Genomic DNA, 13929 nt, shown 5'->3' with positions numbered 1-13929 from the left:
TAGCATTACCGACATGTCGCGCGTTCAAGGCCGCTGGCGGCGCATCGTGATCAAGGTCGGCACCAGCTCCCTGGTGGACGAGTCCGGACGCATAGCTCCTTACAAGATGTGGGACGTGGCGCGTGGGGCCCAGGTCCTGGCGGCGGCCCAAAAGGGCTCGGCGCAGTTCGTGATCGTCTCCTCGGGTGCGGGCGCGGCGGGGCGGCAGCGCTTGGGGCTCAAGCTCCCCCTCACGCTGCCTGACAAGCAAGCGGCCGCGGCCGTGGGCCAGGCGCTGCTGATGCTCGATTGGGAGCGGGCCCTCTCGCCGCGCCCCACGGCGCAGCTACTCATATCGGCAAGCGACGTTCAGGAGCGGGAGCGCTACGTGAACGCCAAGAGCGCCCTCGAGGCCACGCTCGCGCTGGGCGTGGTGCCCGTCATCAACGAGAACGACAGCGTGGCCACCGCGGAGTTGAAGCTGGGCGACAACGACACGCTCTCGGCCTGGGTGAGCTACCTGGTGGACGCCGACGTGCTGATCATCCTGACCGACGTTGACGGCCTGTACGATTCCGACCCGAAGCGCAACCCGGACGCCAAGCGCATAGAGGTGGTTAGCGACATCGGCGAGGTGACGCAACTTGCCGGCCGCCCAGGCTCTGCGCTCGGCACCGGTGGCATGGCCACCAAACTGCGGGCGGCGCGGATTGCGACGGGCGCCGGCATCGAGACCATCGTGCTCGGCGGGGGCGGCGCGGCGCTGGAGGCCCTCGCGCGGGGGGAGCGGCGCGGCACGCGCTTCCTGGCTCCCGTCCACGTGCCGGCGCGCAAGGCCTGGATAGCCAACCAGCCCGTTCGCGGCGCGCTGCTGGTGGACGCCGGCGCCGCCAGGGCCCTGGCAGCCGGCAAGAGCCTACTGCCGGGCGGCGTAACGGGAGTTACCGGCGTGTTCACGTTCGGCGACGCGGTGGAGATACGCCACGAGGGCACGCGGATCGGGGTGGGGCTCACCAACTACGGCTCCGAGGCGGTCGAACGGATCCGCGGCCGGCATAGCCAGGCGATCGCCGAGCTGCTGGGCCACAAGGACTACGACGAGGTGATCCACCGCGACAACTTCATGCTGACGAGCGCGGCGGCGCAGGCGCAAGGCACGCCGCCGGCGCCCCGCTAGCCCGGGGTCCGCTACCCGCAACTCGCTAGCGTGCGGCGCGCTGCCTGCGCCCTACTAATCCGGGGCCCGCCGCCGGCCGGTGATAGCATTCGCGTCATGAACGTCCGCTCCCAGCTCGTTTACGTTTCCACGGCCATCCTGTTCGCGCTGGGCCTGCTGGGGCTCGCCAACCCTTTCTTCACCGCGAAGATGCTTGGGTTGGAGATAGCGGACGTTCGGGGCATCAGCCAGGTGCGAGCGACCTTCGGCGCCATGCATCTGGCGCTCGGGGGACTCGTCCTGCGCGGCGCCGTACGGCGCGCGGGGGCACCCGCCATCCTCGGCGTCGCCGCGTTGCTGGTGGGCGCAGTCGCCGCCGCGCGGCTCCTCTCGGTAGTGATCGACGGCGCGGTGACGCTACTCAACGTCCTGTTCCTCCTGAGCGAGATTGTGGCGCTGGCGGGCATCCTGCTGGCATGGTTCGACGCCCGGCGGCCGCAAGAAGCGGGGCCGAACCCCTGACCGGCCTGCCTGACGGCACGCGCTTCGCGCCGCCCGAGGCGGCTGCCGCGCGCGAGGTCGCCCTCGAGCGGCTACGCGATCTCTATGCGTCGTGGGGTTACCTGCCCGTCGAGGTCCCCGGTCTAGAGCACTTCGACCCCAGCCACCCGCGCGAGGCGCAGGCCTTCAAGCTGACGGACAACGGCAGCGACGTGCTGGCCCTGAGGTCCGACTTCACGCCCGCGCTGGCGCGCCTCGTCACGGTCAACTACCCCGGGGTCGCCGCCGGCGAGCGCCGCGCGTTGCGCCTGCGTTACGCGGGCACCGTTTGGCACGCACACCACCCCGAACTCGCGGGCACCCGCGAGTTCACGCAGGTCGGCATCGAGCTCGTGGGCGTGAGCAACGCCCGTGCCGACGCCGAGATCATCCACCTCGCCCGCGAGTCCGTCCGGGCCGTGGGGCTGACGCCGCGGATCGAGGTCGGCAACCCCGCCTACGTGAGGGCGCTACTGGAGGCGGCCGACGTCCCGCGCGAACACGAGCCCGCGCTGGCCGATGCCATCGACCGCAAAGACCGCGCCGACGTCCTTGCCCTGATCGGCGCACTCGGCTTGCGTGGCCGCGCTGCCGACGCCATCTTGCGCTGCCCCGACCTCTACGGTGACGAGGGCCTGCTCGACGAGGCCCGCCGACTGGCGCCGAACGCGGCGGCGCGCCAGGCCGTCGACCGGCTCGAGGGCGTGCTCGAGGAGTTCGAAGACGCCAGCGAGTTACTCCTCGACCTCGGCCTGGCGCGGCGCCTCAGCTACTACACGGGCGTCACCTTCCGCGCCTACACGTTCGACTACGGCCAACCGCTGCTAGGGGGCGGGCGTTACGACGGGGCGCTGTTGCCTTACGCCGCCGGGTTCTCGTTGGGGCTCGAGCGGCTCCTGAGCGCGGCTCCTGGCGCCCGGCCGGAGGCGCTCGGTCCTCAGGTGCTCACCCTCGACGACCCCGCCGCCAGGCTCCTGCGCGCCGCGGGCATCGCCGTGGCGCGGGCGGTGGCGAGCGACCCCGGCGGGGCGGAGCGCGAGGCGCGCGCCGAGCGCATCCCTTACCTCCTCGTGGACGGCACCCTGAGGAGCGTGGCCGAAGGGGGCGCGTCGGAGGCACGCAGGCTCGAGCTGCAGGCCCTGCTCGCTGGCAACGGGGGCCGGAGGTGACGCGGGCCAACGGTGCGCCGCTCGTGCTGGCGCTGCCCAAAGGGCGGGTGCTGGAGGAGGCACTGGCGGCGCTGCGCAGCGCCGGCTTGCGCCTCGCCTTGAGTGACGACGACCGCGCCCTGCGGCACGACGGTCCCGACGCAACCGTGCTCGTCATGCGCAACGCCGATGTGCCCACTTACGTAGAGCTGGGCGTGGCCGACGCGGGGGTGGTCGGGCGCGACGTTTTGCTGGAGCACGGGAGTCGCCTCTACGCGCCCGTGGACCTGGGCTTCGCGGCTTGCCGCCTGTCGCTCATCCGCCCGGAGGGCCAGAGCGGGCCCATCCGGCGCGTGGCCAGCAAGTACCCGCGGGTAGCGGCCGAGTACCTCAGGCGCCTCGGCAGCCCGGCGGAGGTGGTAGCGCTCTCGGGCAACGTCGAGCTAGCCTGCCTCTCGGGCCTGGCCGACGCCGTGGTGGACGTGGTTCAGACGGGGGCGACGCTGAGAGCCAACGGCCTTGCCGAGGTGGACGTGATAGCCGAATCGAGCGCGCGGCTGGTGGTGAACCGGGCCGCGCTCAAGCTCAAGTCGCACGTGCTGCGGCCGTTGATCGAGGCGCTGCGAGACCTATCGGGGCGTTAGCCAACGGCCAGGCCGCACCGCACGGCCCGGGCCCCGGCGCTCGGCGCGGAGGCGAGGGCGACCGTTTCGCGGTACGCCGCCCACGCCGGTGCGCTCACAACCACCCCCGGCGCCTGAAGGCCGCGAGCATGCCCCCTCCCAACAGCAGCATGACCAGCCACAGGGCTGGATACGCCCAGCGCCAGTGGTACTCGGGCATGTACTTGAAGTTCATGCCGTAGATGCCCGCCAAGAAGGTGAGCGGGATGAAGATGGTCGCGATGATCGTCAGGACCTTCATGACGTCGTTCATGCGCACGCTCAGCAGCGTGAGGTAGATGTCGTGCAGGCTGGTGAGCTGCTCGCGCTGCGTTTCCACGGCGTCCATGACCTGCACGGCGTGGTCGTGCGCGTCGCGCAGGTAGTTCGATACCTCGGGCGAGAAGTATGCCTGATCCTTGCGTTGCAACGACGCCATCACGTCACGCAGGGGCCAGACTGCGCGGCGCACCACCAGCAGGTCGCGGCGCAGGTCGTTGACGCGCTCGAGCGAGTCGCGCTCGGGGCCCCGCAGTATCTTCTCCTCGATGGCCTCCAGGTCGTCACCGTAGGCCTCCACCACCTCGAAGTACTGGTCGATGACGAGGTCGATGAGCGTGTAGGCGAGGTAGTCGGCGCCCATCTTCCTGAGCCGCCCGGCGCCCTTCCGCAACCTCTCTCGCAGCGGCTCGAACGGGTCCCTCTCGAGCTCCTGGAACGTGACCAGCAGGCCCTCTCGCAACACGAGGGAGAACTGCTCGCTGTGGAGCAGGTCGTGGCCGACCGTGCCGGCGGACGCCGATGGCTCCAGCTGCACCAGCTTGGCGGGAGCTGCCGGGCTTCGGGTGGGGGTTGCCGCCGCGGGGCCAGTGGCGGGGGTGGCCGGGCCTGGGGCGGGGGTTGCTGGGCCAGTGGCGGGGGTGGCCGCGCCTGGAGCCTCGGCCGCCGCCGGATCCGCGGCTCGCGCGCCGGGCGCCGAACCACGACCTTGAGCACCTTGCTCTTCGGAGGTGGTGACCGGGACGCCGTGGCGGGTGAGGATGCGGAAGACCATGAAGAGGTAGTGTTCGTACTCCTCGGTCTTGGGGCGCTGTCCCAGGCTCGCCAGGTCCTCGACCGTGAGCGGGTGCAGGCCCAGCACTTGTCCTAGGTTCTCGAGCAGCTTCGTGTCGTGCACGCCTACCACGTTCAGCCAGTGCACTCCGGGAGCCTCGAGGAGCTTAGGCAGGCTCGCGATGTCGGAGACCTCGGTCTCCTCTAGCGAGTCCTCCTGGTAGTGGATGAGTTGTAGGTGCGCCCCGTAATCACGCTGCGGGCCGGTGTAGACGACGGCGCCGGGCACGGCGCCGATCTTGCGGCGCATGTCGTGGCGCCTGACGCTCGTCCTTGGTTGCGTGCGGCCACGTTTCCGGCTCAGAACTTCCCTCCCGTCTTGAACCCGCCCCGCTTGGGCATGCTGCCGCCACTTGGGCGCGAGCCGCCACTCGGCTTCGACCCGCCGCTCGGCTTGAAGCCGCCACCACTAGGCTTGAACCCGCCGCCGCTCGGCCTGGAGCCGCCACCGAACCCGCCGCCGCTCGGCCGCCCACTCGAGTGCGACTGCGAGCGCGCGACCGCGTCGAGGATCGACCCCAGGACGTCGATGCCCTGGTTCACGCCGCCCCTCGGCGGCCGGCCGCCGCCCCAGACCGTCCCGCGACCGAAGCCGCCCGAGCCGAAGGTGGGGTCGACGTTGCCGCTCGTCACCTGCCGTTGCCGGTTGAAGAGCTGCCACAGCGCCTGCGCGGTGAGCATGCCGGCAAGGTACTGCGTGATGCCGGTGCTTATCGCTTGCCCGTCACGGAACGACGAGTTGGGCTGGGCCATCCCGGCCTGGTTGAAATCCGACCGCAGCTTCGTGAGCTCCTGCAGGCGCCGGCGGCTGGCCTCGGCGGCGGCGCGCAGTTCGTCGACGCTGGCCGCCAGCTCCTCACGCTTGCTCGAGAGCTGGGCCAGTCGCGCCACCACGAGGTCGTCCTCGGGCGTGGGGGTCGCAAGGGCGCCGGCGCGCAGCACGTCGATGGGCGTGCGGCCGAACTCGTTGCGGAGGAACTCGGTGGCGTTCTGGTAGTCGCTGTCCTGGCCTTGCGCGAAGCGTCCGAGGGCCTCTTGGATCTGTTGGCCCTCGGCGGCCTTGGCCGCGATCTTGGCGTCCAGCTCGTCCACCTTGGCCTGAGCGGCGGTGCGCCGGGCATCCAGGGCGCCGATCCCGTCGTCCTCCCTCGCCTGCAGGTCGAGGCGTTCGAGTTCCGCGTGCGCGGCTTCGGCGGCCGCCGCCTTGTGCGCGGCGTGCTCTCGCAGACGCACCGGTATCTCGAGCAGGCGCGCGTAGTTGGCGCGCGCGTCCATGTACGAGCAGATGCGCGCAACCCGCCCGTCCAGGTAGCGCACGAGCGGAGCGAAGACTAAGCCGCCCGGACGGTACTCCACGGTGCCGTACTTCCTGCGCCACAGGTACGAGAAGAGCGGGTCGGCGCGGTACGCCTCGCCCTTCGTCGCCTGCTCGTTCTCGCTTTGGGTCGCCTTGGCGTCGGCCTTCTGGGCAACGCGGTCGGCCTCGTGGGCTGCCTCGAGTTGCCGCTGGTAGGCGGGGTCGGCCCCCAGGCGCTGCTGCGTGGCGGCTTCGGCGTCCTCGACCGCTTGCATCGCGGCGCCGAGCTCGTCTTGGGCGGCCGCCCGCGCCTCCTCGAGCGCCGCCAAGTCGGCATCGTGCTGCGCCTGGCGCCGGCGGACGTCCTGGTACGCGGCGTCGCGCTGCGCGATGAACTTGAGCACCTGCTCGTCGGTCGTGTCCTCGACCCTGGCGTCCTTGCTGGCCAGGTAACGCAGGCGCAGTTGGGCGAGGCGCCCCAGCTCGGCCACGCGCTTGGCGTCGATGGCGAGCAGCTCGTCGTTGCTGCGGTTGAGGGACGAGTCCAACTGGCTGGTGCGTGCCTGCTCCTGCTGCAGTGCCTGCACCAGGCCTTCGAGGGTCTTGCTACCGCTGATCATCAGTCCCAACTCGTTATGGCGGCGCCGGTGGTGTCGAAGTAGTACTCGGGCTGCAAGAAGCCGGCCTGCTTCTCGCCGAAAACGTCGCGCTGGATGATGCCGTCGTCGAGCTTGTCGCGCCTGATCTCCTCGAAGGTGGCGTCCGAGACCCGCAGGCCGAAGCTCTTGACGCGCTCGGTCTTGCCCGTCTCTTCGTTGGTGACGTCGATGGCGATGTTCTTGCCGTTACGGTCGATGGGCTCGACGATGATGTAGTAGTTCGCCGCCTCGGTGTTGAGGTCGGGAACGCGCCACACCCCGGTGGTCTCGGCGGCGATCCGCAGCGTGTAAGACGCCTGCAACTGCGCCTCGAGGGTCCGGAGCGAGGCGAGCGAGCTGCGCGCCTCCTCGTCCTCGCCCTTCGCCAGGGCTGTGGTGGCCAGGGAGTAGAGGGTCTCGGCGCGCGCCGTGGCGGCGGGGTCCCTCGACTCGGCGAGGACCGTGGCGTGCACGCGGCCGACGTCGTTCACCAGCGCGCGGTGCGGGGCCCTGAAGACCTGGTCGTAGCCGTAGAACACCAAGGCCCCCACGACGAACAGCGCGAGGAGCAACCGACCCCACTTGGCGCGGTTCACGTACACGTACGCCCACCGCGTTTCGGGCCGCCGCGCCGGCGCCTCGTAGACGAAGCGTCCCTCCGCGAGGGCCTCGACGCCTTGCTTGAGGACCTCGTCGCTGACGGTTATGCCCTGCGAAGCGTAGATGCTCCGCAGGCTCTCGAGCATGGCCTCGTCGCGGCCGTCCGAGGCCAGTTCCGTCTGCACGAGCCGCTCGCGGTGGCGCAGCGTGTCGACGACGTCCATGGCGAGCATGACGTCATCCAGGGGCGGGGGCGCTGGTCTGGGCGCCCCGCTCGGGCCCGGTGCGTCAGCCATCGGTGGTCGTCAGAGTCGCCCCCTGTTCCGCCAGGCGCGCGAGGCGGCGCTTACCGTCCTCGACGGCCGTGCGGATCTCGGCGGCGTTGCTGGTGGCCTGTTCGCGCATCTCGTCGATGATCTCGAGCGAGCGCTCCTGGTAGTTGACGACCGAGTCGACCAGACGCTTGACCGACTCGGCACGCACGGTCGGACCGTAGCCCGCCTTCAGGGCGGCCTCCTGCACCTTGCCCCCGATGTCGGAGAGCGTGTCGAGCGAGTCGCTCACGCCCTTCGTCATGGCGTCTAGGCTGCGCGTGGCCTCGTTGAGGCCGAATAGGCCCGTGAAGGTCGCCGTGAGCGCGGTCAGCACCGTCTCGTTGGTGCTGAAGAACGACACGGCCTGCGCGCGCACGCGCTCCTTGGCGGTGTTGGTCTGCATGAGTCGCGCCATCACGACCTCGGACGTGTTGTACGAGATGGTGAGGTTGTCGGACAGGTCCTTGGCGATCTGGTAGCGCTTGTCGGTGAGCTGCAAAGCGCGGACCTTCTCGTCACGCGCCAGTTCCAGCCGGGCGCGCTCGGCCAGGTCCTCGCCCTGGTAGGCGTCGACGGCGGCCATCGACTCGTTGACGGCCGCCTTGGCCGCTTCCAGCTCGGCCTCGCCCTTCTTCAGCACCTCGAACGCGAGTACCTCGGACTCCTTGAGCGCGCCGCGGAAGTCGCGGTAGGCCTCGAGGATCGCGTGCTCGCGCTGGATCTGGTCCTGGGCGTCCTTGGTGACGTCTAGGTAGGTGCTCTTGATCTTGTCGAAGCGGTTGGCGATGTCGCCACGGGTGACCTTCATCCAGACGTTGGCGAGGCGCTCGAAGGTGCTCAGCTTGCCGTCGTCGAGTTGGTCGACCATCATCTTCGCGTCGTCGCGGATGCTGTTGAACGACTTGGTGAGGTCCTCGTAGCGCGTCGCGACGTGCATGGCCTCCACCTGCTGGCGCACCACGTCGTTGAACAGCGACGCCTGCGCGAGGGTGCGCGTGATGGCCACGACGCGGTCACGGTCGAGGTCAGAGATCTGGCTCAGGAGCGCGACGATCGGCGTTTCTTGACTGCTCGTGTTCTCGGGCACGAGCCCCAGGTCCCGGAGGCCGCCGAGGGCCTTGTCGAGGTACTTGAGGGGCGTGCCACGTGCGAGCTCGGTGGTGGCGGGAACGGGCTGTTGGTCGGTCATGGTTCGGCCTTTCGTTTGCCACGCCCTGGGGGGGCGGTTGGGAGGACGGCTGTTGGCGCGGCGTGGCGGGAGCGCGGCCGTGCCCTACGACTCAATCATGAGGTCGGACGGGCGCCCGCGCAAGGGCGCTTCGGACCGCCGGCGCGCCGCCGCGCGGTAGTACGCTGCCGGTCATGCAACCTGCTGCGCGCGCACGGCTTCGTGACCTCGGCGTCGTCACCGGGGTGCTACCCACGGGACCGCTGAACGCCGTCACCGACGTGGCCGGGGTGCGCGTCGGGCACCACACGCTGGTGGAGGGCGAAGGCGTGCGCACGGGCGCAACGGTGATCCTGGCCCACCCCGACGACCCGTACCGCTGGCGCGTGCCCGCCGGCATGTGCGTGGGGAACGGTTACGGCAAGCTCATGGGCGCCACGCAGGTCGTGGAGTTGGGAGAGCTCGAGACGCCCGTCGCGCTCACCAACACGCTCAGCGTGCCGCGCGCCGCCGACGCGCTGCTCGAGTGGACGTTGAGTGCAAGGGGGAACGAGCGCGTGGGCTCGGTGAATGCCTTCGTGGGGGAGACCAACGACGGCCGGCTGAACGACATCCGGGCCCGCAGGGTCACGGCCGAGCACGTGTTGCTGGCGCTGGAGAGCGCTGCCGACGGCCCCGTGACGCAGGGCAGCGTGGGGGCCGGCACCGGCACCATGGCGTTCGGGTTCAAGGGAGGCATCGGCACGGCGTCGCGGCGCCTACCTGGAGGCCTGGGGGGTTGGACCGTGGGCGCGTTGGTGCAGTCGAACTTCGGCGGCGTGCTGCAGGTGGCGGGAATGCCGGTGGGGATACGGGGCGGCCGCCACTACCTGAGGGACGAGTTGGCCGGCGCCGGAGCCCCGGTCGACCCCGACGGCTCCATCATGATGGTGCTCGCCACCGACGCTCCCCTGAGCGCCGGCAGCCTGAGGCGCCTGGCCGCGCGCGCCATGGCCGGGCTGGCGCGCACCGGGGCGGCGTTCTCGAACGGTTCCGGCGATTACGCCCTCGCCTTCTCCACGGCCGAGAGCGTGAGGCGGCGCGGGGGCTCCGGCCCGCGCCGCGACTGGCGCGAGGTGGGCAACGACGACCTATCGCCCCTCTTCCTGGCCGCCATCGAGGCCACCGAGGAGGCCATCTACGACTCGCTGTGCATGGCAACCACGGTGGTCGGTTACCGGGGCAACGTGGGCGAGGCGTTGCCGCTGGAGTTGCTGGCGCCGCCGACTTGACGGGGGTAACCTCGAGCATGTCACAAGCCACGAGTAGCAGCGCGGACGGCAAGTTCGTCGTCGCCGCCATAAACCCGGACTCGCTTGCCCCGCGCGCCGAGGCGCTGCTGGCCAAGAGCGTGACGGCCGCCGACATGCCCGCGTTCCTGACCGAGGTGAACGAGGTCAGCGTCGACTTCCGGGAGCTCATGGCGGGCCTCACCCGCGCCAAGGACGAGGACACTGCCGACGAGGACGCGAAGAACGCCTACCTCGACTTCGTCGGTCGCGTGCTGCCGGAGTTGGTGCGCCTGGATGACCTGCTCAACCGCAAGCTCTTGGCCGTGCCCGGCTACGAGCCGCCTCCCGAGCTCGCGGGGACGTGGGTCGACATGCGCGACGCCGTGGAGCTCTTCAGGCAGGAGAACCTGCCCCTAATGGCCGAGGAGGCGGCTCTCGGGCAGCGCTACGGTGAGATCGCCGGCGGCCTGCGCATCGAGCTCGACGGCGAGGTGCTCACGCTCGGCCAGGCGCAGAGCAAGCTGGAGAGCCCCGACCGGGCGCTTCGTGAGCGCGCTTATCGCGCCATAGTCGCGGGCCGTACGGCCCTCTTCGCCGACCTCGACGTGTTGTTCTCGCGCTTGATGACCGTGCGCAACCAGACGGCGTGGAACGTCGGTTTGCCCGATTACCGCGCCTTGGCCTGGCGGCAGTTGAAGCGCCGTGAGTACACGCCGGAGGACACGCTGCGCATGCACGAGGCGGTAGAGCGCGAGGTGGTGCCGCGCCTGCGCGAGGTCTACGCGCGCAGGGCCCGGCTCCTAGGGCTCGAGCGGTTGCGCCCCTGGGACCTCGCCTGCGATGTCCGGGGCCGCGAGGCGCTCGAGCCGTTCGAGTCGGTGCGGGAACTGGAGGAGGGCCTGGGCCGCATGTTCCACGCCCTGGACCCCGAGCTGGCGGCCGGCTACGAGCTCCTGCGCGACGGTTGGATGGACCTGGAGCCCCGCCCCACGAAGGTGCCGGGGCTTGGCTACCAGAACTACTTCCCGCGCTCGCGCCGCCCTTACGTGTACTGGAGCACCGTCGGCACCGACGACGATCTGCTCACCATGCGCCACGAGGCCGGCCACGCCTTCCACAGCGTGCTGACCCAGAACGCGTGGCCGTACCTGTGGCACTTCTCGGAGAGGCCCGAGATGAACGAGCTGGCCTCGCAAGCCATGGAGCTCCTCACGCTGCCGTACCTCACGCGCGAGAAGGGTGGCTTCTACGATGCGGAGGACGCGGGCAGGTCGCAGGCCGCGCTGCTGGTGCGCGCGCTCGAGCTGTTGGTTCAGGCATCGAAGGTCGACGCCGTCCAACACTTCGTCTACACACACCCCGCCGAGGACGGGCCGTCCATCGAGGAGATCGACGCCGAGTGGGTGCGCCTGAGCAAGCGCTTCGACGTGGGGGTGGACTACACGGGCTTCGAGGGGCCCGCGGCCAAGGGGTGGCAGATCATCCACGTGTTCTTGTTCCCCTTCTATTACATCGAGTACGCCATGGCCTACCTGGGGGCGCTGCAGGTGTGGGAGAACGCGCGGCGCGACGCCCCCAAGGCGTTGGCGGACTACAAGGCGGCGCTGTCCCTGGGCGGCACGAGACCCCTCGACGAACTGTACGAGACGGCCGGCGTCAGCTTCAGGTTCGACCAGGCGACCATCGCCCACCTCGCGGAGTCGGCGGTCGAGGCGCTCGGCGAGGAGGCATAGGCCCGCGGGTCTCGACCGCCAGCGTCCTGAACGCCCAGGCGGCCTGGCCGGCCAGCTCCTGCGGCGGGTGGAGGAGGGTGAACTGGCGCCGGAACCCGGGGTGGTCGATGGACAGGGCGACAAGCTCCCCCCGCTCGACCTCCGCGTCCACCGCCACGCGGGAGAGTACGGCTGCCCCGAGCCCCGCGCGCACGGCGCGCTTGATGGCCTCCGGCTCGCCGAGCTCGAGCCTCACGTCGAGCACGATGCCACCGTCCTCGAGCGCCTTCTCCAGGACGTCGCGGGTGCCCGAGCCCACCTCGCGCCCGATGAACTCGAGCCCGCCGAGCTCTTCCGGGGAGACGCGGCCGCGCCGCGCGAGGAAGTGGCCGGGGTCGACGACGAGCACGAGCTCGTCCTCGTGGACCGTGGTGGGGCCGAGAAGCCCGGGCTGAAGCCCGGCCCAGCTGGAGCTGGGAGACTCGACGAGCGCGAGGTCGACCTCGCCGGCGCTCAGCTCGGCGATCGCCCCCACCGAGTTGCGCGTGTGAACCAAGGCGGTGGCCGTGGGGTGAGTGCCCAAGAAGCGCGCCAGGCGGAGCGGGAGCCAGTAGAGGGCGATCGTGGTGCTGGCGGCTATGCGGAGCCGGGCGCCCTCCAGCCTGGCGACCTCCGAGGCCAGCTCCTCCACGCCGCCCAGCACCCGCTCTAGCGCCTCGGCGTGCGGCTGCAGCCGTGTTCCCAGGTGGGTGAGGCGCACGCCACGAGCGGTGCGCGTGAACAGGGGCTCGCCGAAGCCGGCCTCCAGGCGCTTCACCGCCGCCGTCACTGCGGGTTGTGAGCGGTGAAGCAGCTTGGCGGCCCGGGTGATGGTGCCGGCGCGCGCGACCACCAGGAAGGTATGCAGCAGATGTGGGTCGAGGCGGGGGGCTTTGGGTGAAGCGAGGTTGGTGGACTGCGCCCGTGCAGGCTGTTGATCATCAGTCACGCTGATACCTCCTTGTGGTGGACGGTTGCGCTGCGAACGCTAGCGGAACGCTGGGGGCTCGGCCGTTCGTCCGTCTGACCAGCCGTCCGCCCGTCCGGTCGCGCGGCCGGCCGCCTCGGGGCTGGGTGGTGCTGGGACGCCGGCCGGCAGCCCTCCGGAAGGCCCAGTATAAATGCCGCTGATACATACATCACTCCAACGCCTCTAGCATTATACCTCGCACGCGCTTAGGCTCGCCCCATGCTCAACGCGCACCCTTCCCAGCGGATCGGCCAGGAAACCGGTAGGTTCAAGCCCTTGTTGGCCGGCCTGGCAGTGGTCGTCTTGCTCACCTTCTTGGCCTTCGAACTGGCCCGGGTGCCCGGTTTCAAGCTGCTAGGACCCCTGGTTCTTGCGCTGCTCGGTGGCGCCGGGTGGCGGCTCGCCAGCGGGACCCGGACCGCAGCCGTCGCACCGGGGGCCCGCTTCGCGGCCACGTTCCTGCTCCGCCTGGGGATCGTGCTGTTGGGAGTGCGGCTGGACATGCGGGCGTTGGCGGCCGTCGGGCCGACGGTGCTCGTCGGCAGTGCGCTGGGCGTGCTGGTGGCCTTCGGCGCCGTCGAGGCCATCGGTCGGCGTTGGGGGGTGCCGCGCGACCTGCGTCGCTCCATCGCCGTCGGCACCGGGGTGTGCGGCGCGTCGGCGATCGCGGCGGCCCTGCCCCTGCTCAAGCCCGACGAGAAGCACGTGTCGCTCTCGGTCGCGGTCGTCAGCGTCCTCGGCACCCTGGGCGTGGTGGCGTTCGCGGCCTGGGACGGGCTCGCCCTCGTGTCGTCGAAGCTGGTGGCCGTGATCGCCGGCGCCACGTTGCAAGAAGTCGGCCACGTAGTCGCCGCCGGCGCCGCGGTCGGTGGCGGGGAAGGGGACCTGGCGCTCCTCGTCAAGCTTTCCCGGGTAGTGCTCCTCGCCCCCGTCCTCATGCTGCTCGGCTGGTGGCTGCGGCGCGAGGCCGTCAGGGACGGCGCCCGGGCGACCGAGGTGCCAGGGGCGGCCGCGACCGGCACCAAGCGGCGCGTGCCACCGCTCGTTCCTGGCTTCGTGCTCGGGTTCCTGGCGCTGAGCGGCGTCACGAGCCTCGGTTGGTTGAGCGCCGACGCCGTCACCTACCTCACCCTGGGAGGCACGCTCCTGACCGCCGCCGCCATGGTCGGCATCGGCCTGGGCGTGCAGTTCCGCGGCCTCGGCAGGGCGGGTCGGCAGGCCGTCTCGCTGGGGGTCGTCGGCTTCTTCGCCATGTTGATCGTGATGAGCAGTTACTACGCGCTGACGCTCGGCTGACGCTGGGCCCACGCTCGATTGACGCC

Annotated in this window: 12 protein-coding genes; 7 read left to right on the top strand and 5 right to left on the bottom strand. The window is 70.6% G+C overall.

Annotated elements, in window-relative coordinates; all coding sequences use genetic code 11:
• The first annotated feature begins 13 nt into the window (after positions 1-13).
• From proB to hisG, 4 genes are all read left to right on the top strand, one after another.
• The gene (proB, locus tag ROY82_11650; GenBank protein MDT3683113.1) at positions 14-1156 is read left to right on the top strand and encodes a glutamate 5-kinase; all 1143 of its coding nucleotides are present in this window, start codon (positions 14-16) and stop codon (positions 1154-1156) included.
• A gap of 96 nt (positions 1157-1252) precedes the next feature.
• A complete protein-coding gene (locus ROY82_11645; GenBank protein MDT3683112.1) occupies positions 1253-1657 on the top strand; it encodes a DUF4345 family protein in 405 nt (134 codons plus the stop codon).
• Entirely contained in the window at positions 1612-2844 is a 1233-nt protein-coding gene (locus ROY82_11640; protein ID MDT3683111.1) for an ATP phosphoribosyltransferase regulatory subunit, read from the top strand. Before ROY82_11645 ends, ROY82_11640 begins: the two co-directional genes overlap by 46 nt.
• Positions 2841-3467 (top strand): ATP phosphoribosyltransferase, encoded by a 627-nt coding sequence (hisG, locus tag ROY82_11635; GenBank protein MDT3683110.1) that lies wholly within the window; start codon positions 2841-2843, stop codon positions 3465-3467. Before ROY82_11640 ends, hisG begins: the two co-directional genes overlap by 4 nt.
• Positions 3468-3561: 94 nt before the next feature.
• Here the strand turns inward: hisG and corA are convergent, their stop codons facing one another.
• Genes corA through ROY82_11615 form a run of 4 tightly spaced genes read right to left on the bottom strand, consistent with a single transcriptional unit; the run spans position 3562 to position 8636 of the window.
• Complete coding sequence (corA, locus tag ROY82_11630) at positions 3562-4848, bottom strand: magnesium/cobalt transporter CorA (protein MDT3683109.1); 1287 nt, start codon at positions 4846-4848, stop codon at positions 3562-3564.
• 50 nt (positions 4849-4898) lie between these two features.
• Complete coding sequence (locus tag ROY82_11625) at positions 4899-6515, bottom strand: hypothetical protein (GenBank protein ID MDT3683108.1); 1617 nt, start codon at positions 6513-6515, stop codon at positions 4899-4901.
• On the bottom strand, positions 6515-7429 hold the full coding sequence (locus ROY82_11620; protein MDT3683107.1) for a DUF6384 family protein: 915 nt from the start codon (positions 7427-7429) through the stop codon (positions 6515-6517). Before ROY82_11620 ends, ROY82_11625 begins: the two co-directional genes overlap by 1 nt.
• The gene (locus ROY82_11615; GenBank protein ID MDT3683106.1) at positions 7422-8636 is read right to left on the bottom strand and encodes a hypothetical protein; all 1215 of its coding nucleotides are present in this window, start codon (positions 8634-8636) and stop codon (positions 7422-7424) included. Before ROY82_11615 ends, ROY82_11620 begins: the two co-directional genes overlap by 8 nt.
• A gap of 173 nt (positions 8637-8809) precedes the next feature.
• On the opposite strand from ROY82_11615, the gene ROY82_11610 reads away from it, so the two are divergent.
• Entirely contained in the window at positions 8810-9886 is a 1077-nt protein-coding gene (locus ROY82_11610; GenBank protein MDT3683105.1) for a P1 family peptidase, read from the top strand.
• Positions 9887-9903: 17 nt separating this feature from the next.
• Complete coding sequence (locus ROY82_11605; protein ID MDT3683104.1) at positions 9904-11619, top strand: M3 family oligoendopeptidase; 1716 nt, start codon at positions 9904-9906, stop codon at positions 11617-11619.
• Here ROY82_11605 and ROY82_11600 read toward each other — a convergent pair.
• Complete coding sequence (locus ROY82_11600) at positions 11549-12586, bottom strand: LysR family transcriptional regulator (GenBank protein MDT3683103.1); 1038 nt, start codon at positions 12584-12586, stop codon at positions 11549-11551. The genes ROY82_11605 and ROY82_11600 overlap by 71 nt on opposite strands.
• Before the next feature lie 240 nt (positions 12587-12826).
• Between ROY82_11600 and ROY82_11595 the strand changes: the two genes are divergently transcribed.
• Positions 12827-13903 (top strand): putative sulfate exporter family transporter, encoded by a 1077-nt coding sequence (locus ROY82_11595; GenBank protein ID MDT3683102.1) that lies wholly within the window; start codon positions 12827-12829, stop codon positions 13901-13903.
• The last annotated feature ends 26 nt before the right edge of the window (positions 13904-13929 follow it).

Source organism: Truepera sp., assembly GCA_032027045.1.
Lineage (GTDB): Bacteria > Deinococcota > Deinococci > Deinococcales > Trueperaceae > JAAYYF01.
This window is presented reverse-complemented; position numbering and strand designations above follow the sequence as displayed.

Bases quoted from the DNA above. Each gene is read 5' to 3' on its own strand.
- proB (MDT3683113.1), top strand. From the start codon at position 14: ATGTCGCGCGTTCAAGGCCGCTGGCGGCGCATCGTGATCAAGGTCGGC.
- ROY82_11645 (MDT3683112.1), top strand. From the start codon at position 1,253: ATGAACGTCCGCTCCCAGCTCGTTTACGTTTCCACGGCCATCCTGTTC.
- ROY82_11640 (MDT3683111.1), top strand. From the start codon at position 1,612: ATGGTTCGACGCCCGGCGGCCGCAAGAAGCGGGGCCGAACCCCTGACC.
- corA (MDT3683109.1), bottom strand. From the start codon at position 4,848: ATGCGCCGCAAGATCGGCGCCGTGCCCGGCGCCGTCGTCTACACCGGC.
- ROY82_11625 (MDT3683108.1), bottom strand. From the start codon at position 6,515: ATGATCAGCGGTAGCAAGACCCTCGAAGGCCTGGTGCAGGCACTGCAG.
- ROY82_11620 (MDT3683107.1), bottom strand. From the start codon at position 7,429: ATGGCTGACGCACCGGGCCCGAGCGGGGCGCCCAGACCAGCGCCCCCG.
- ROY82_11615 (MDT3683106.1), bottom strand. From the start codon at position 8,636: ATGACCGACCAACAGCCCGTTCCCGCCACCACCGAGCTCGCACGTGGC.
- ROY82_11610 (MDT3683105.1), top strand. From the start codon at position 8,810: ATGCAACCTGCTGCGCGCGCACGGCTTCGTGACCTCGGCGTCGTCACC.
- ROY82_11605 (MDT3683104.1), top strand. From the start codon at position 9,904: ATGTCACAAGCCACGAGTAGCAGCGCGGACGGCAAGTTCGTCGTCGCC.
- ROY82_11595 (MDT3683102.1), top strand. From the start codon at position 12,827: ATGCTCAACGCGCACCCTTCCCAGCGGATCGGCCAGGAAACCGGTAGG.